This is a genomic window from Proteiniclasticum sp. C24MP, assembly GCF_043951855.1.
GTDB lineage: Bacteria > Bacillota > Clostridia > Clostridiales > Clostridiaceae > Proteiniclasticum.
This window is the reverse complement of record NZ_JBINJW010000003.1, coordinates 38,779-55,566: the sequence shown is the minus strand read 5'-3', so window position 1 is coordinate 55,566 and position 16,788 is coordinate 38,779. Positions and strand designations below refer to the sequence as shown.

The window sequence follows — 16,788 nt, the reverse complement described above, 5'->3', positions numbered from 1 at the left end:
TTATTCCCCTTTTTCAATGATTATTTCCGAAAATACAGTATTCTGGGAAACTTTTATGCGATGATTCCTTGACAGCTCAAGGATGGCCAGAAAGAAAACAATGCACTCCGCTTTCGATTTCATCTTAAGGAGCAGATTCGAAAAGTTCACCCGCTGATTTCCAAGAAGAATTCTCTCAAGTTCTTCCATTTTATCTTCAATCTTGTATTCTTCTCTTTCTACGGTTTTCGTTCTGATGAAACTTCTGTTGACCTTTTCTTTCTGCCTGCTCATCAGACTCTTGTAGGTTATATACAGACTGTCCATGGTCACACCACTCAGAAGGTCTTCCAGAGGAACCTCATCCTGCTTGATGGTCTCAGCCCTCTTGGTGAATATGAAGAGATCTTTGTTGAAGAGCTCCCCCAGATTCTCCGCAATCTTCTTGAAGGCTTCGTATTCTTCAATGCGCAGAACAAGTTTTTCCTTCAGTTCCTCCTCATCCACTTCCTCTTCGTGTTTCGGCAGCATTTCCCTTGATTTGATTTCCAGAAGTGTGGATGCCATAAGAAGAAATTCCGATGCGATTTCAAGGTCAAGCTCCTGCATTCCGTGGAGATAATTGAGATACTGATTTGTGATCTCAGAAATTCTGATTTCCTGAATCTGCATCTTATTCACCTTCAAAAGATGTAGAAGGAGATCAAATGGACCTTCAAAGTTGGTTATGCTGATATTCAGACTTTCCATGACATCCTCCCAAGAACTAATTTCACTCTTTATCTATTATACAGAAATTCCATGCCAAGTAAAACAGAACACCTCAGATAATTGAGATGTCCTGTATTGTAAATCCTGTTCTATTCGTTTCAGCTGATGACATCCAGTATGAATGGAATGTTTTCAGGCTGCTCCTTGTTGATTTCATATGCTTCCAGAGCCTTATCGTAGGCATCCTGGTAGTCCTCTCTGTTGGTGAGAAGGACGCAGAGCACATCTCCCTTTTCGATGCGGTCTCCCACCTTCTTCTCCAGATGGATTCCTGAAGCATAATCGATGATGTCTTCCTTGGTTTCCCTGCCTGCACCAAGCAGCATCGCTGCAGTCCCGATCTCCTGGGCTTTGATCTCGTGAACATATCCTTCTTCCTTCGCGATGACCGGCACTTCAATCTGGGCAGTCGGTAAGGTTTCAGGATGTCTGATCTGCTCCACATTGCCTCCCTGTATTTCCACAAGAAGTTCAAACTGCTTAAGCGCCTTCCCGTTTCTGATGTTTTCAAGTATCGCTTTCTCCGCACTTTCAAGGTCCTCAAAAGCCTTGCCCAGCACTGCCATGTAGGAAGCGATGGTGACGCTGACATTCACAAGATCCTGTCCGGCTTCCCCTTTCAATGCAGCGATGGCTTCGCGCACTTCATTGGCATTACCCACTTCTCTGCCCAGGGGTTCATTCATGTTGGTGAGAACAGCCACTGTATTCCTGCCAAGACCCTTTCCGATGGACACCATGGCTTCCGCCAGCACCCTGGCCTCCGCCAGCGTTTTCATGAACGCCCCGTTTCCGACCTTCACATCCAGTACGATGGCATCGGAGCCGGATGCGATTTTCTTGCTCATGATGGAGCTTGCTATAAGCGGAACTGAATCCACTGTAGCCGTAACATCTCTCAGGGCATAGAGCTTCTTATCAGCAGGGGTCAGATCCCCTGTCTGTCCTACAATGGCCATTTTATATCGGTTGACGTTATCAATGAACTTCTCCATGGACAATCCGATGTTGAACCCTTCTATGCTTTCCAGCTTGTCAATGGTTCCTCCTGTATGTCCCAATCCTCTTCCGCTGAGTTTTGCCACAGGAATGCCAAGAGAAGCCACCAGGGGAATGACGATGAGGCTCACCTTGTCTCCGACTCCGCCAGTGGAATGTTTATCCACTTTGATGCCTTCGATGGAGGACAGATCGATCTGATCGCCTGATCCCACCATGGCCATGGTCAGGGTTCTGGTTTCTTCTTCATCCATTCCCTTGAAGTAGATGGCCATGAGCAGTGCAGAAATCTGATAGTCCGGAATGGTCCCATCCGTATATCCGTTCACCACATAATAGATCTCTTCTGATGTGAGTTTCCTACCCTGTTTCTTTTTGCTGATGATATCCAGTATATGCATTGTTCTCTTACATCTCCTCTATGACTCTTGAAATAAGTGTGGTGAAACTGTCTCTGACTCTTGCGGACACTTCGATGACTTCCTCATGATTCAGAGGCTGGTCTAGTATACCTGCAGCCATATTTGTGATGCAGCTTACGCCCAGAACACGCATTCCTCCATGATTCGCAACGATGGCTTCCGGAACCGTGGACATTCCAATGGCATCCGCTCCTAGGGTTCTATAGGCTCTGATTTCTGCAGGGGTCTCATAACTTGGACCTGTATAGATCGCATAGACCCCTTTCTTCAGTGTGATGCTCTCTTCCTCTGCTATACGATCCGCAAGGGACATCAGCGCTCGGTCATAGACCTTGGACATATCCGGAAACCTTGGTCCGAATTCATCAAAGTTTCTGCCCATGAGCGGGTTGTTCCCTGTGAAGTTCAGATGATCCTCGATGAGCATGAGATCTCCAGGCTGAAGCTCTGTATTGACTCCTCCGCAGGAGTTGGTCACGATCAGATTCATGACCCCCAGTCTTCTCATGACATATACCGGAAGGGTCACTTCCTTCATGGAATATCCTTCATAATAATGGAATCTTCCCTGCATCATGGCGACTTTCTTTCCCTTGTATGTACCAAATACAAACTGACCTGCATGGCCTTCCACTGTGGAAACAAGGAAATCATCAATCTCTTCATACTTTATGACGATCTGATCTTCCACCTGTTCCGCCATGGAGCCTAATCCCGATCCCAGAATCACCAGTACTTCCGGTACAAAAGGTACCCTCTTTCTGATTGACTCGCATATTCTATCTATTCTACTCATATCCATCTGTGTCTATTCTCCTTACTTCTGTCTTTATTTTTGAATTTCCTTAAGAAAACTTTCTCCGTATAAATCATTCTCGATTTCCAGATAATCAAGCACTGTCTTTCCGATATCCGAAAAGGTCTTTCTTACACCAAGGGTTGAACCTGGCTTGATGTTCTTGCCATAAACCAGTATGGGAATATATTCCCTGGAGTGGTCTGTTGACTCTGTCGTAGGATCACATCCATGGTCTGCAGTGATGATCAGGATATCGTCCTCTTTCAGGCTCTTCATGATCTCAGGCAGTTTCTCATCGAACTCCCGGATCGCATTGTAGTACCCGTTGTAATCGTTGCGATGTCCGAACTTCATGTCGAAATCCACCAGATTCGACCAGATGAGCCCAGGCAGGTCCTGATTCATGTAGTTGAGGGTTTCCACTACGCCTTCCACATTGTTCTTTGTGTGAACCGCATGCGTCACACCGATCTTATTGAAGACATCTTCGATCTTGCCTACACACATGACATTCTGTCCTTCTTCCTTGACATATTCCAGAATGGTCTTGTTGAAAGGATCCAGAGAATAGTCCTTTCTGTTGGATGTTCTTGTGTAATTTCCTGATTCTCCAGTAAAAGGTCTTGCGATGACACGTCCTACCTGCCAGTCTCCCACAAGCATTTCTCTGGCGATTTCGCAGTAGCGGTACAGCTCCTCCAGCGGAATCACTCCCTCGTGCGCGGCGATCTGGAATACGGAATCCGCTGAGGTGTACACGATGGGATATCCCGTCTTCACGTGTTCATCCCCTAATCTTTCGATGATTTCCGTACCGGAAGCCACTTCATTCCCGATGGTCTTTCTTCCGATCTTCGCTTCAAAAGCATCCATGATCTCTTTCGAGAAGCCTTCAGGATAGGTGTTCAGAGGCTTTTCAAGTATTACGCCTGCCATTTCCCAGTGGCCTGTCACCGTATCTTTTCCGACGGAAAGCTCTGCTGATTTGCCATAGGCACCCAGAGGAGTTTCCTGAGGCTTCACCCCTTCCAGTGGTTCGATATTGGCAAGCCCCATGGCTTCAAGGTTCGGAATATCCATTCCTTTCACCGCTTTTGCGATGTTCCCCAGTGTATGGGAACCTACGTCTCCATAAAGGTGCGCATCCGGCATTTCTCCAATTCCAACTGAATCCAGTACAATTAAAATAGCTCTTTTCATCTGTTTTTCCTCCTGTTTATTATGCCCTCGGATGGGCATCTTCATATACTTCTTTGAATTTCTTGTTCTTCACCAGTTTAAGATAGACCGCTGTAGCCTTGATGTCATTATGACCCAGCAGCAGTGACAATGTGGTAAGATCCGCACCTCCTGAGAGCATGTGCACGGCATAGGAATGTCTCAGGGTGTTGATGTTGATGCTGCTGTCCATCCCGCACTCCCTGGCGTATTCCTTGAGAATCTTCCAGAGTCCCTGTCTGGTCATCTTCTCCCCTCGCTGAGAGGGAAAGAGGACCGATGAACCTATCACCGGCTCCTTTCTGGATGAGAGGTATTCTCTGAGACTTGTCACGGCGAAGCTTCCCATGGGAATCAGTCTCTCCTTGTTCTTTTTTCCTTTTACGGAGATATACCCTCTGGAAAGATCCACATCACGAAGCGTCAGATCTAGAAGCTCCGTGGCCTTCAGCCCCGTGGCATAGAGAAGCTCCAGTATGGCTCTGTCTCTTTTCCCTTTGGCCTTTTCCGTATCCGGTGCATCGATGAGCATTTCCACCTCCTCGATGGAAAGAGGTTCCGGAAGGTTTCTTTTGATCTCCGGAAGCTCAAAATAAAGAATGGGCGCCTCTCTGACCTTATTCTTCTTTCTCAGATACTTGTAGAAATTTCGGATGGAAACAAGATGCCTTGATATGGTCGCTCTGGACATATTGAAATCCAGCAGATATCCGATGAAATTCGATACTTCGATTTCATTGAAATCCTCATATTCCAGTCCTTCCTCCTTCAGAAAAGAAAGCAGGTGAATGAGATCTCTTCTATAGGCATCAATGGTGTTGGGTGATTTCTCAAGTCTTTTCAGTTCTTCAAGATAATCCTCTAAATAGATATCCATTACAGCAGTTTCGCCAGTGTATAGGCGGCAATGGATTTCAGATCCTTGATGGTCCCGTTTCGGATGCCTTCCATGAATTCATCCTCCGTGACTCGATGGATATCAATGAACTCGTCATCATCTCCACCCTTCTTTCCTTCATATAATCCTTCCGCGACAAAGAGATGAATCATCTCATCGCTGTATCCTGGTGATGAAGCAAAGGCTCCAAGAAATCTCAGATGCTCGCATTTATAACCGGTTTCCTCCTCCAACTCCTTCACTGCGTTCTGTTCAGGAGTTAAATTCTTTTCCAGCTTTCCGGCAGGCAGTTCAAGATACGCTTCTTCCATGGGTTTTCTGAACTGCTTCACCAGAAGGATTTTCTCATTCTCGTCTTTTGCCAGAATGCAGACTCCTCCAGGATGTCTCACTATTTCACGGAAGGCCGTATTCCCATCCGCCAGCTGAACATCATGGGTTTCCAGTTTTATGATTTTCCCGTCATAAAGATCTCTCTTTGACAGGGTGTCTTCAATGAATCTCATATGCTGTCTCCTTCTTTGGAATGATAGAAAAAGACCCTGGGAGTTATCCGGGGTCTCTAAACGGTAGTCATTTATTCATTTCTCTATTCAATTTTACTATAAATTCCTGTTCATGATAAGTAGGGAAACCCTGAATAGAAGAAATATTATGTAAAGTTATAATTTTGTTCACAAACCATCCGGAATTCAGAAATTAAGGTATTAGTCCTCATGACTCTTGCGAAGTCTGAATTTATCACTGATCAGTGCGATGAACTCTGAATTGGTGGGTTTTCCTTTTTCGAAATTCACGTTGTATCCGCTGATGTTGTTCAGATTGTCCAGATGTCCCCTGTTCCATGATACTTCTATGGAATGTCTTATGGCTCTTTCCACTCTGGATGAGGTTGTATTGAACTTGTTGGCGATATTCGGATACAGCTCCTTGGTCACAGCAGAAAGAAGATCCACATTATCAATGACTTCAGTGATGGCTTCTCTTAAATAGCTGTAACCTTTGATGTGAGGCAGAATTCCAGCTTCCTGAAGTATTCCTGAAAGTTCTGTGGCCAGGTCCGCTTTGATCTCCCCATTCTGGGAAGAACCGGTAATGCCTGAGACTTCCGAATGCTCTGGAACATCACTGGATTCCATGAAATAGCTCTTGATTCTCTTTTTCAGATGCTTCAGATCGATTCCCTTTACCATATAGTAGTCCGCACCAAGGGTTATCGCTGTGTTTGTCACCTTGTCGTGGGAAATCGCTGAGTACACGATGATGACCGGTTTCTCCGGTATGGTTTTCAATGCTTCCAGAACACCGAGCCCATCCAGTTCAGGCATAATGATATCCAGCAGCAGAACATCCGGTTTTTCGCTTTTCACCATGCTTAGTGTCTCCAGGCCGTTTTTGGTCACTCCGACGATGTCCAGGTCAACGTCGCTGCCCAGATATTCTCTTAAAAGATTGCTGATATCCGCATTGTCATCTGCTATGACAACTTTTATTTTTTTGTTCATACTTCACCTCTTTATATTACTTTTGTCTCACTCCGATGCTTGACCTATAAATCTATTATACGTCAAAGAGTACTATTTTTTAAGTGCATATTTCCTTTTGATGTCTTCCGTTTTTGAAATGATGTCTTCTGCACTTCTCACCTGCGGGTCTGAGATGGCGCTTCCTCCGATCATCTTGGCTAGTTCTTCCGTTTTCGCACTTAAATCGGCAGATTGAACCTGCGTGAACGTCCTCTTACGATCTTCATGTTTGGACACGACAAAATGCTGGTCTGAAAACGCTGCAATCTGAGGCAGATGCGTCACACAAAACACCTGGAAGGAATGAGACAGAGAATACATTTTTTCACCGACGGCTTCAGCGATGCGCCCACTGATTCCCGTGTCGATCTCATCAAATATCACCGAAGGTGTTCTGTCCTTATCAATAAAGGCAACCTTCATGGAAAGCATGATTCTGGAGAGTTCTCCACCGGAAACGATTTTCTCCAGCGGCTTCATAGGTTCGCCGGTGTTGGTTGAAATGAGAAAATGCACTTCATCCGTACCCAGCCCGTGAATGGTTTCCGTCTTCACCACTTGAACCTGAAATTCCGCTTTTTCAAGCCCGACAAACTTCAGCTCTGTATTGATCTTGTCGCTGAGTTTTCTGCCACCTTTCAGTCTCTTCTGATGCAGCTCCGCTCCAATGCGATGGAGTGCTTTCTTTGAGTCTTCGATTTCCTTTCTGACCTTGACAATGAATTCCTCTGCGTTGACAAGGTCTTCATATTCTTTTCTGATTTTTTCATAATAAGCCAGAATATCCGCAACTTCTTCCCCGTACTTCTTCTTGTAATTGCTGTAGGTATAGAGCCTTTCATTGATTTCATTGAGCTCATCCTGGTCATAATAGACGGAGTCCTTGTAGTCAGTGATTTCTCTGAAGGTTTCCTGCAGCGTGTAATATGCACTTTCCAGATTCTCTATGGGCCCTTTCAGCTTTTCGAAGTATTTTTCTATGGACTTCAGTAAATGAAGCGAGGAGGAGAGATTGGTCAGGATTCCCTCTTCACTTCCCATGAGTTCATGGGTCTGTACAAGCCCGGTGGAGATCTTTTCCGCATGACTGATCATGGAAAATTTCTCTGTAAGCTGCTGTTCTTCATCCAGTGTAAGCTTCGCTTTTTCGATATCTTCTATCTGAAACTTCAGATAGTCAATAAGCTTCTCACGATCTCTGCTTCCCAGGAGTTTCTGCAGCTTGCTCTTCAGTTCCGAAAGGTTTTCGAATTCACTGCTGTAGGTTCTGAATGCTTCCGTTTCATACAAATCAATGAAGCTGTCCAGATAGTCCATATGCCTTGTGTTATCCAGCAGATTCTGATTGTTGTGCTGTCCATGGATATCCAGCAGTTCTTTTCCGATCTCCTTGAGAACCCCCACCAGGACACTTTTCCCATTGATTCGGGCACTGTTTCTGCCGTTTGCGAAACTCTCTCTGGATAAAATGACGGTATCTTCATAAGGAATCCCGAGGGATTCAAGAATCTCTTCTGTTCCCTCTTCCAGCGTGAAAATAGCTTCCACGAAAGTAGAGTCTGCACCAGTCCGTATGAATTCCTTATTGAATTTTTCACCAAGCACAAAATTGATGGAATCTATGAGAATGGATTTTCCTGCGCCGGTTTCACCGGTTAGTATGGTGAATCCGTTTCGGAAACTGAGTTCTAATTGATCGATCAGCGCAAAGTTTTTAACATTAAGTTGTATGAGCATCTTACTTACCTACAAGTTCAGAGATCTTCTTTACAATTTCTACTGCCATTTCGTCTGAACGAACCATCATGAAAATCGTATTATCTCCCGCTATGGTTCCTGCGATTTCAGCCAGGTCCAGCTGATCTATGGCTTCAGCCGCTGTGGATGCTGCCGCTGTAATTGTTCTTACCACAACCATCTTGTCGATGTTTTCCACCGATAGAATCGTATGGGAGAGAAGCGTCACAAGTTTTCCGATGGCATCCTTTGTGTCTTCCTTGTTCGCCACGTACTTGTATCTCCCCGTTGAACTGAGCACTTTAATCAGCTGCAGATTCTTGATGTCTCTGGACACTGTCGCCTGGGTCACATTGAATCCTTCTTTTCTTAATTCCTGTGCCAGTTCTTCCTGTGTTTCAATTTCCTTTTTCGAGATAATTTCCAGCATCTTGCTGCGTCTGTCAATTTTCATAATCATTCACCCCTTTGAATATTCATTGCCTTATATATTAGCTTTTGTCTTAACACATTGAAGTAATCATAATCATCCAGTCTCAGGATTTTGCAGGAATGCTCCGCTTTCTTTGTCGTGATGATGGCATCATCCGTCAGTCTCAGATTGATCTGCCCATCCATGGAAAGAAAGTACTCTTCGTTGCTTTTCCCTACTTTGATCATGATTTTCTGACCGCTGCTTAGAATCAGATTTCTGATACCGAAGGTGTGAGGACAGATGGATGTCACACCTATGGCTTCCACCGTCGGATACATGATGGACCCCCCTGCGGAAAGGTTGTATGCTGTGGAACCTGTGGGTGTAGTGATGATGATTCCATCTCCGCGATAACTGTTGGCGAAATCCTGGTCCACATAAAGCTCAAAATTGATGATGTTCCCCAGCGCTCCTTTATGAACCACCACATCATTGAGCGCATGATAAGTCCTTTTTCCTTCCGCGCAGTCAAGAGTTGTCTCCAGCATCATCCGGTCCTCTATGGAGTATCTGCCTTCTTCGATCTTCAGAAGACTCTCTTCCAGACCATGAATGTCTGTAGCGGTCATGAACCCCAGATTCCCGATGTTCACTCCGTGAATGGGCACATCATATCCGTAAGCCAGTCTTGCGGCGGATAGAAGTGTCCCATCACCACCGAGCACTATGAGCAGTTCCAGCCCTTCCACCATCTTATGATTCTCGATCATGGTCACTTTTGCTTCAGGAAGGGTATTCTTCAGTGATTCCAGTGTTTGGGTCAGATAGATTCCTTCCACGTCTTTGTCCTGGTTGCTTAAGATTCCGATTTTCTTCACTCAGTCTCCCCCTATCATTATCAGATGCCATGGGCTTCCTCAATCAGCTTATCAAGAACTATTTCCTTATCAAACAAGATTCCCTTGTCCTTTTTGCCGAAGTAGATCAGAAACTCGATATTACCTTCGGGTCCCCTTATGGGCGAATAGTCAAGTCCGTAGATGTAAAGCCCTTTCTCCGTGACAAAATCAGTTATCATGTTCAGTACTTCCTTATGGGTGGATTTCTTTCTCACGACACCTTTTTTCTCCACCTTATCACGTCCTGCCTCAAACTGAGGTTTGATCAGTGCAACCATTTCTCCGTCTTCTTTCATGAGTTCCAGTGCCGGAGGAATGATCTTCATGATGGAGATGAAAGATACATCCGTAGCGGAAAAGTCGATGGGGTCCTGAATATCTTCTCTTGTGGCATAGCGGAAGTTCATTCTCTCCATACATACCACCCTTGGATCCGTCCGCAGCTTCCAGGCAAACTGTCCATAGCCCACATCCACAGCATATACCTTTTCGGCACCGTTCTGAAGCATCACATCCGTGAAGCCACCTGTGGAGGCACCGATGTCAAGACATGTCTTTCCTCGCAGGTCAATCTGAAAGTTTCTGATCGCCTTGTCCAGTTTATAACCGCCCCTGGACACAAATGGCATCTTCTCCCCACGGTCTTCAATGACGGCATTTTTTGAGATCTTCGTTCCGGGTTTATCCGATTTCTGATCATCCACATAGATTTTTCCGGCCATGATCTGCGCTCTGGCTTTCTCCCGGGTCTCAAAGAATCCCAGTTCCACCAGCAGAACATCCAGTCTTTCTTTATCGCTCATAGCTTTTCTCCTGTAAACCTGATGATTTTTTCAGTGATTTCAGCGTAGCCTAATCCGTAAGCTTCATAAAGGAGCTCTGGCGCACCCTGTTCTACAAATCTGTCTTCGAAACCGAATCTCATGATGTTGCCCGCCATGAAATGGCCCATGGCACTTTCAAGGATCATGCTTCCGAATCCGCCATGAAGCATATTGTCTTCCAAAGTGATTATTTTGAGGCCTTTGTCCAGATGGTTCTTAATGAGATCGTGGTCTACGGGTTTTATGAAGCAGCCGTTCACCACACCGAAACTGTATCCTTTTTCCTTCAGAAGATGAGACAGTTTCACTGCTCTTGCAACCATCTTCCCGGTGGCATAGAGATATCCGTCTCCGCCTTCCATCATCACTTCGAACCTGCCAGGCGTAAACTCCCTCAGAGGCTCCGGTTCATAGTCGTTTTCATCCGTCCCTCTGGGATAACGGATAGCCAGAGGTCCTTTGAAATTCTCGGAATAATATAACATATATCTTAATTCTTCCAGAGATTTCGGAGCCATGATGGTCAGGTTCGGCACAGGTGTAAGGAAAGACAGATCGAAAAGTCCCTGATGGGTTTCCCCGTCATCTCCCACAACCCCTGCACGGTCAATGCAGACCGTCACGTCCAGCTCCTGGATGCACACATCGTGAATCAGCTGATCATAGGCTCTTTGAAGGAATGTGGAGTATAGTGCGATGTAGGGTTTCAATCCGCCTACCGCAAGCCCAGCTGCCAGAGTCATGGCATGCTGCTCCGCGATTCCCACATCAAAAAGCCTTTTTCCGTAGATCTCCTTGAAACTCGTCAGCCCCGTACCATCTGGCATCGCAGCTACAACAGCCACGATATCCTTATTGTTTTTCGCCATCTCTGTCAACGTGTTTCCGAAGACTCTGGAGTAGGTGAGTGTGCCTGTTTTCTTCGGCATGCCGTCAGATTTGTTGAAGGGTGGCGTTCCATGAAACTTGTCCGGTCTCTGCTCACTGTTCTTATATCCTTTTCCCTTCTTTGTGATCACATGGACCACTTTCGGTCCCTTCATCTCCTTCGCGATCTTCAGGATTTTGGAAACCTCCTTGATATTATGTCCATCTACAGGTCCTAAATAGGTAAGCCCCATATTTTCAAACAGCATATCCGGAAGCACCATGGATTTTATGCCTTCCTTTACGCGATCCACCGATTTATTGATGCTTTTACCCAGCGGCATTCTTCCGAAAAGGTCCTGCACTTCCTTTTTCGCTTTCTCATAGGTGGGGTCTCCCCTCAACTGACTGAGATAAGTGCTGATTCCTCCCACATTGCGCGAAATGCTCATCTGATTGTCGTTGAGAACAATGATGAGATCCGTTTTCTTGTCCCCCACATCATTCATGGCTTCCAGAGCCATTCCTCCTGTGAGTGCTCCATCACCTATGACAGCCACCACATCGAAATCTTCACCCTTCAGGTCTCTCGCTCTGGCAATTCCCAGTGCGGCACTTATGGATGTAGAGGAATGCCCTGTATCGAAAACGTCGTACCTGCTTTCATCTCTCTTCGGAAATCCGCTGAGCCCCTTATACTGTCTCAGCGTACTGAATTCATCTTTACGTCCCGTCAGTATTTTGTGGACATAGCTCTGATGCCCTACATCATATATGATCTTATCTTTCTCGACATCGAAAACATTGAACAGACTTACAGTCAGTTCAACCACACCAAGGTTTGGTGCCAGATGACCGCCTGTTTTGGAAACGGACTCCACGAGGAAGCTTCGAATTTCATCAGAAAGCTGATATAGTTCTTCCAGGGTAAATTTCTTGATATCTTCAGGCTTCCTATAGCCGTCATTAAGTATACCCATTTTCTTCCCTCCTAATAGGTTCGATTGAGAAGCATGGCTGTCAATTCAGCCAGCTCTCTTGTATCCCTGTTTATGCTGGATAAGATCTCCAGACAGGAATCCGTTGCCTCTTTCGCCATTTCCCTGCTTCTTTCGATGCCAAACAGCTCCACATAGGTGCTCTTTCCTGACTCTCCATCCTTGCCTATACTCTTTCCAAGCACTTCTTTTGTGGATGTTCTGTCCAGAATATCGTCCTGGATCTGAAATGCGAGTCCTAACTGAATCCCAAAGGCATACATCTTTTCCACTTCATCCTTCTCAGCTCCCAATAAAATCGCTGGTGCCGTCAGAGATGCCGCAATAAGTTCACCTGTCTTCCGGTTGTGGCACTCCACGAGTTCCTGAAGAGTAGCCTTCTTTTTTTCGTTTTCCAGATCGTATACCTGACCTACTATCATGCCCTCTCTTCCCGCTGCACGTGAAATGAAAAGGGCTGCTTCAGCACCTTCTCTGCTTTTCACCGCATAATTTGCAAGAAGAACCGTAAAGGCTTCATTAAGAAGTGCATCTCCTGCCAGTATGGCATTGGCTTCTCCGAACACCTTATGATTCGTAGGCTTTCCTCTCCTCAGATCATCATCATCCATGGAAGGAAGATCGTCGTGAATCAGAGAATAGGTATGAATCATCTCCATGGCCAGAGCCATGTGATACACCTCTTTTTCCTCTCCACCGAAGATTCTGCTGGAAAGAAGCACAAGTGAAGGCCTCAGTCTCTTCCCTCCGAGATTCATGCTGTACGCCATGGATTCACTCAAAGTGTTTTCCGGTAGACTTCTGAAATAATTCAGTATGATTTCATCAATTATCACTTTATATTTACTTAACATTTAAAACTCCATTTCATCCTGGTCCCGCATGATTTTCACTTTTTCTTCAGCTTTGCTGAGAATACCAAGAAGCTCTTTCGTGATTTTCACGCCTTCCTCATACTTTTCCATGGATTCTTCCACTGACAGTTCTCCGGTCTCCAGGTTTTCAATGATATCCTCGAGTTTTTCCGTGAGTTCCTTATAAGTCAGCTTTTTCTTCACCATTCTTCTTTACCTCCAATATCCTTTCTCCGTCTTTCAGCCTGATTTTCACTTTACTCAAATGGTCCAAGGCATCTACTTCCTTCACCAGATGATTTTCCTCATCATAGATCAGCGCATAGCCCTTCTCTAAGATATTCAGAGGATTGTGTGCTTTGATCAGACTATATCTGGATGCAAGTCTTTCCTTCTCTCTGGATAGCTTCTGTATAATTATACCATTTAATTGATTTCTTTTTTTGTCGATCTCCAGATATCCGTTGGCAATCATGACCTTGGGATTGTTCCTGGACAAGGACTGGAAATGATTCTTCAGACGCAATTTCTCCAGCCTGATTTTCATCTCATATCCGCTTTCAAGTCTTTGTGCGTTCTCTTTCACTGCCCTTGTCATTTCTTCCATGGACGGAATCACAACTTCTGCCGCCTGAGAAGGGGTTGCACATCTCAGATCCGCAACAAAATCGGCAATGGTGAAATCCACTTCATGTCCGATTCCTGTAACTACAGGAATCTTCGACTTTCTTATGGCGTAAGCAAGATCCAGGTCATTGAAGCAGGAAAGATCCTCGTAGGAGCCTCCCCCTCTTGAAAGTATGATCACATCAATATCTTTTCTCTGATTCACTTTCTTTACGGCATCCGTCAGAGAGCTTCGCGCCTCTTCTCCCTGCACGAGGGTAGTATATACAATGAGTGATACTCCCTTGTTTCTTCTTCTGCTCACATTGATGATATCCTGTATGGCCGCCCCCGTTGAAGAGGTGATAACCGCTACTTTTTCCGGATATTCGGGAAGTTCCCTTTTTATATCATCACGAAAAAGCCCCTCTTTCTGGAGCTTTTCCTTGTTTCTCTCAAATTCCTGATAGATTTCACCAAGACCCACTTCTTCCATCATAGTAGCATAGAGCTGATAACTGCCTTCTTTCGTATAGACACTGACTCTGCCTTTCACAAGAACTTTCATCCCGTCTTTGGGTCTGATCTTTAAACCAGATGCATCACTTCGAAACATCACGCAATTCACTTTTGCGCTTTCGTCCTTGAGTGAAAAGTACAGATGCCCCGAAGAATGCGCTTTGAAGTTTGAAATCTCCCCCATCACGGTGAGATTGTTCAGAATAAAGTCGTGATCGAAATTTCTCTTAATATAGACATTGAGGTCTGTAACACTCATGGTTTTAAGTTTCATCTCTGACCTCCGTTTGATATTATGATTCGCTTTTCTCGTAGAGGTCAACTAATGTCCTCATCAGAATCGTTGTTGTCAGGGTACCTACGCCTCCTGGTACTTTCGTCACCAGAGAAGCCTTCTTCATGACGCTTTCCAGATCGCAGTCTCCAGTGATTTTCCCGTCCAGCTCGGATGTTCCCACATCAATGACCACAGCACCCTCTCCAACGTATTCCTCTGTTATCATTTTCGGTCTTCCCATGGCTGTAATCAGGACTTCTCCGGTCCGGGCCGTCGCTTTCAGGTCTCTTGTTCTGGAGTGACAGACCGTTACGGTCATATGTTCTCTTAACAGAAGCTGAATCAGGGGTTTGCCCACGATGTTGCTTCTGCCGATGATGACCGCATGCTTTCCTTTCAGCTCTCCCAGGGTATCCTTCAGAATCTCTACGACACTGGATGGTGTGCAGGGAGCGATTCCACCTGATGTGGACGCCAGAAGGCCGATATTCATGGGATTGACCCCATCGATATCCTTGTAAGGGCTGATCTTCATGGCAACTTTATGCTCGTCCATATGCTTAGGCAGGGGAAACAGCACCATGATGCCATGGACCTTGTCATCATTATTCAGATCCCCGATGGTGGAAATAAGCTCTTCTTCACTCACATCTTCTGTCAAGGTTATCTTCAGCATGGTTCCTCCTAAGGATTCCAGGACCTTTTTCTGCATATCCATATAATACACGGAGCCTGGATCTTCACCCACAAGAACCGTGGCCAGTGTCGGCGTCGCTTTCCCCTGACTCCTGAAGTCTTCTATGCGTTTTCTGATCTTATCCTTTTCTACTTTCGCGATGGCTGATACATTGATGATTTCTGACATGTTTCTCCTGCTACTCAAAATATGGACAACTATCCATGTCGAGACTTTTACTGCTTCTTCCTGTATGCTTTCGCCTCAGTCCCCTGTGCTGCTACGCACAAGTTCCTGTACAGTCCACAGTCGTAAATTCCCGACCAGCCATCGGTACACATCTACAATAGCGTTACAGTGCTACCGTGTAGTCTTTCGCATTCAGAAGATTTATGCTGGCGTTCCTGTCCCTGTCTATGACGAAGCCCCACTCATCGCATCTGTATGTTCTATCAGATAACTTCAGATCTTTTCTGATAGAACCACATTCCGAGCACTGCCTGCTTGAAGGATACCACCTGTCAGCAATTCTTGATTCTATTCCGTTCTTCTTGCACTTGTCAGCAAGTTTCACCCTGAAGGAATAGAAGTTCTGGCCTTTCACAGCCTTCGCTAAATGCCTGTACTTCATCATGCCCTTCACGTTCAGGTTTCCATCATGATAAACCCTGGTTTTTGATTTATCACCTGACTGATCACCTGATTGACGTGATTTCCCCTTATGCTGGAAAGTCTCTGATGAAGTTTCTGTACCTTTATGATCTGCTTATGGATATACTGTCTGGTAGCATCTCCTTTCGTTTCTTTATTTCTGACTTTCAGGCTTTCGTATTTTCTCGAAAGCCTTCTTTATTCGCGTTTCAGCTTTTTTCCATGATTGTTTATATTTATTGAATCATTTGCTATTCCTTTAAATTGCCCTGCGTTTACTCCTCTTCCGACTCAGCTCCCGATTCCAGTTCGGTTTCCGTTGCCGGACCACTGACGCTCTCGGTTTCAACTGCTGTATCCATGGAGGTTCTGGTCTCCATGTGTGCAATCTTATCCAGTACACCGTTCACAAATGAACCTGATATATCGTCTGAATATTTCTTTGTCATATCCACTGCTTCGAAGATGGAAACGTTGTTTGGAATGTTTTCGATGAATAAAATTTCATAGGTCGCAAGTCGCAGAATACTCAGATTGATTTTAGAAATTCTTGGAAGTTTCCATTTGACAAGATACTTCTCGATGATTCTGTCAATCTGTTCCTTGTGAGATTCCACGCCGGTGAGGACATCCTCCAGATACTCCATATCCGTATCTTCGCGAAGATCATCCTGATTGTCCTCAAAATAGTCGTCCATCAGTTCTTCTGGAGTTTTCTGATTCATCGTGCTCTGATATAAAAGTTCCATTGCTATTTCTCTTGTTCTTTTTCTCATAATTCTTAAGGGCGTTCTTGCCCCCTCCTTGTATTCTAGATTTGCAGAAAACCACTATAAAAAACCCTCTGTATCAG

17 protein-coding genes and 1 pseudogene are annotated in these 16,788 nt (G+C 45.2%); all 18 read right to left on the bottom strand.

The window, feature by feature from the left end:
• Complete coding sequence (locus ACHAL6_RS04425; protein WP_395269034.1) at positions 1-729, bottom strand: segregation and condensation protein A; 729 nt, start codon at positions 727-729, stop codon at positions 1-3.
• A gap of 119 nt (positions 730-848) precedes the next feature.
• Positions 849-2,150 (bottom strand): pyrimidine-nucleoside phosphorylase, encoded by a 1,302-nt coding sequence (locus tag ACHAL6_RS04420; protein ID WP_395269033.1) that lies wholly within the window; start codon positions 2,148-2,150, stop codon positions 849-851.
• 7 nt (positions 2,151-2,157) lie between these two features.
• Positions 2,158-2,973 carry a purine-nucleoside phosphorylase gene (locus ACHAL6_RS04415; RefSeq protein WP_395269032.1) on the bottom strand — a complete coding sequence of 272 codons (816 nt, stop codon included), beginning with the start codon at positions 2,971-2,973 and terminating at the stop codon, positions 2,158-2,160.
• A gap of 27 nt (positions 2,974-3,000) precedes the next feature.
• Positions 3,001-4,170, bottom strand: a complete 1,170-nt coding sequence (locus ACHAL6_RS04410; protein ID WP_395269031.1) for a phosphopentomutase — start codon at positions 4,168-4,170, stop codon at positions 3,001-3,003.
• A gap of 19 nt (positions 4,171-4,189) precedes the next feature.
• Complete coding sequence (locus ACHAL6_RS04405; RefSeq protein ID WP_395269030.1) at positions 4,190-5,065, bottom strand: tyrosine-type recombinase/integrase; 876 nt, start codon at positions 5,063-5,065, stop codon at positions 4,190-4,192.
• Positions 5,065-5,592 (bottom strand): NUDIX hydrolase, encoded by a 528-nt coding sequence (locus ACHAL6_RS04400; RefSeq protein WP_395269029.1) that lies wholly within the window; start codon positions 5,590-5,592, stop codon positions 5,065-5,067. The genes ACHAL6_RS04405 and ACHAL6_RS04400 overlap by 1 nt, the downstream gene beginning before the upstream one ends.
• Positions 5,593-5,793: 201 nt before the next feature.
• The gene (gene spo0A, locus ACHAL6_RS04395) at positions 5,794-6,591 is read right to left on the bottom strand and encodes a sporulation transcription factor Spo0A (RefSeq protein WP_395269028.1); all 798 of its coding nucleotides are present in this window, start codon (positions 6,589-6,591) and stop codon (positions 5,794-5,796) included.
• A gap of 72 nt (positions 6,592-6,663) precedes the next feature.
• Positions 6,664-8,349: a DNA repair protein RecN gene (recN, locus tag ACHAL6_RS04390; RefSeq protein WP_395269027.1), complete on the bottom strand. Its 1,686-nt coding sequence runs from the start codon at positions 8,347-8,349 to the stop codon at positions 6,664-6,666.
• 1 nt (position 8,350) lies between these two features.
• Entirely contained in the window at positions 8,351-8,803 is a 453-nt protein-coding gene (locus ACHAL6_RS04385) for an arginine repressor (protein WP_395269026.1), read from the bottom strand.
• 2 nt (positions 8,804-8,805) lie between these two features.
• The gene (locus tag ACHAL6_RS04380) at positions 8,806-9,642 is read right to left on the bottom strand and encodes an NAD(+)/NADH kinase (RefSeq protein ID WP_395269025.1); all 837 of its coding nucleotides are present in this window, start codon (positions 9,640-9,642) and stop codon (positions 8,806-8,808) included.
• A gap of 20 nt (positions 9,643-9,662) precedes the next feature.
• Entirely contained in the window at positions 9,663-10,466 is an 804-nt protein-coding gene (locus ACHAL6_RS04375) for a TlyA family RNA methyltransferase (protein WP_395269024.1), read from the bottom strand.
• Entirely contained in the window at positions 10,463-12,334 is a 1,872-nt protein-coding gene (gene dxs / locus ACHAL6_RS04370) for a 1-deoxy-D-xylulose-5-phosphate synthase (protein ID WP_395269023.1), read from the bottom strand. The genes ACHAL6_RS04375 and dxs overlap by 4 nt, the downstream gene beginning before the upstream one ends.
• 11 nt (positions 12,335-12,345) lie before the next feature.
• Positions 12,346-13,206: a polyprenyl synthetase family protein gene (locus ACHAL6_RS04365; RefSeq protein WP_395269022.1), complete on the bottom strand. Its 861-nt coding sequence runs from the start codon at positions 13,204-13,206 to the stop codon at positions 12,346-12,348.
• Positions 13,207-13,413 (bottom strand): exodeoxyribonuclease VII small subunit, encoded by a 207-nt coding sequence (gene xseB / locus ACHAL6_RS04360; protein WP_395269021.1) that lies wholly within the window; start codon positions 13,411-13,413, stop codon positions 13,207-13,209.
• The gene (gene xseA / locus ACHAL6_RS04355) at positions 13,388-14,605 is read right to left on the bottom strand and encodes an exodeoxyribonuclease VII large subunit (protein WP_395269020.1); all 1,218 of its coding nucleotides are present in this window, start codon (positions 14,603-14,605) and stop codon (positions 13,388-13,390) included. The genes xseB and xseA overlap by 26 nt, the downstream gene beginning before the upstream one ends.
• A 19-nt stretch (positions 14,606-14,624) precedes the next feature.
• Entirely contained in the window at positions 14,625-15,473 is an 849-nt protein-coding gene (locus ACHAL6_RS04350) for a bifunctional 5,10-methylenetetrahydrofolate dehydrogenase/5,10-methenyltetrahydrofolate cyclohydrolase (RefSeq protein WP_395269019.1), read from the bottom strand.
• 163 nt (positions 15,474-15,636) lie between these two features.
• The gene (locus ACHAL6_RS04345; RefSeq protein WP_395269018.1) at positions 15,637-15,918 is read right to left on the bottom strand and encodes a zinc ribbon domain-containing protein; all 282 of its coding nucleotides are present in this window, start codon (positions 15,916-15,918) and stop codon (positions 15,637-15,639) included.
• A 403-nt stretch (positions 15,919-16,321) separates the two neighbouring features.
• Positions 16,322-16,711, bottom strand: a pseudogene (gene nusB, locus ACHAL6_RS04340) (transcription antitermination factor NusB); the annotation flags it as partial.
• Between the last annotated feature and the right edge of the window lie 77 nt (positions 16,712-16,788).

Excerpts from the sequence above, each read along its gene's own strand:
- ACHAL6_RS04425 (WP_395269034.1), bottom strand. The coding sequence starts at position 729 with ATGGAAAGTCTGAATATCAGCATAACCAACTTTGAAGGTCCATTTGAT.
- ACHAL6_RS04420 (WP_395269033.1), bottom strand. The coding sequence starts at position 2,150 with ATGCATATACTGGATATCATCAGCAAAAAGAAACAGGGTAGGAAACTC.
- ACHAL6_RS04415 (WP_395269032.1), bottom strand. The coding sequence starts at position 2,973 with ATGGATATGAGTAGAATAGATAGAATATGCGAGTCAATCAGAAAGAGG.
- ACHAL6_RS04410 (WP_395269031.1), bottom strand. The coding sequence starts at position 4,170 with ATGAAAAGAGCTATTTTAATTGTACTGGATTCAGTTGGAATTGGAGAA.
- ACHAL6_RS04405 (WP_395269030.1), bottom strand. The coding sequence starts at position 5,065 with ATGGATATCTATTTAGAGGATTATCTTGAAGAACTGAAAAGACTTGAG.
- ACHAL6_RS04400 (WP_395269029.1), bottom strand. The coding sequence starts at position 5,592 with ATGAGATTCATTGAAGACACCCTGTCAAAGAGAGATCTTTATGACGGG.
- spo0A (WP_395269028.1), bottom strand. The coding sequence starts at position 6,591 with ATGAACAAAAAAATAAAAGTTGTCATAGCAGATGACAATGCGGATATC.
- recN (WP_395269027.1), bottom strand. The coding sequence starts at position 8,349 with ATGCTCATACAACTTAATGTTAAAAACTTTGCGCTGATCGATCAATTA.
- ACHAL6_RS04385 (WP_395269026.1), bottom strand. The coding sequence starts at position 8,803 with ATGAAAATTGACAGACGCAGCAAGATGCTGGAAATTATCTCGAAAAAG.
- ACHAL6_RS04375 (WP_395269024.1), bottom strand. The coding sequence starts at position 10,466 with ATGAGCGATAAAGAAAGACTGGATGTTCTGCTGGTGGAACTGGGATTC.
- dxs (WP_395269023.1), bottom strand. The coding sequence starts at position 12,334 with ATGGGTATACTTAATGACGGCTATAGGAAGCCTGAAGATATCAAGAAA.
- ACHAL6_RS04365 (WP_395269022.1), bottom strand. The coding sequence starts at position 13,206 with ATGTTAAGTAAATATAAAGTGATAATTGATGAAATCATACTGAATTAT.
- xseB (WP_395269021.1), bottom strand. The coding sequence starts at position 13,413 with ATGGTGAAGAAAAAGCTGACTTATAAGGAACTCACGGAAAAACTCGAG.
- xseA (WP_395269020.1), bottom strand. The coding sequence starts at position 14,605 with ATGAAACTTAAAACCATGAGTGTTACAGACCTCAATGTCTATATTAAG.
- ACHAL6_RS04350 (WP_395269019.1), bottom strand. The coding sequence starts at position 15,473 with ATGTCAGAAATCATCAATGTATCAGCCATCGCGAAAGTAGAAAAGGAT.
- ACHAL6_RS04345 (WP_395269018.1), bottom strand. The coding sequence starts at position 15,918 with ATGATGAAGTACAGGCATTTAGCGAAGGCTGTGAAAGGCCAGAACTTC.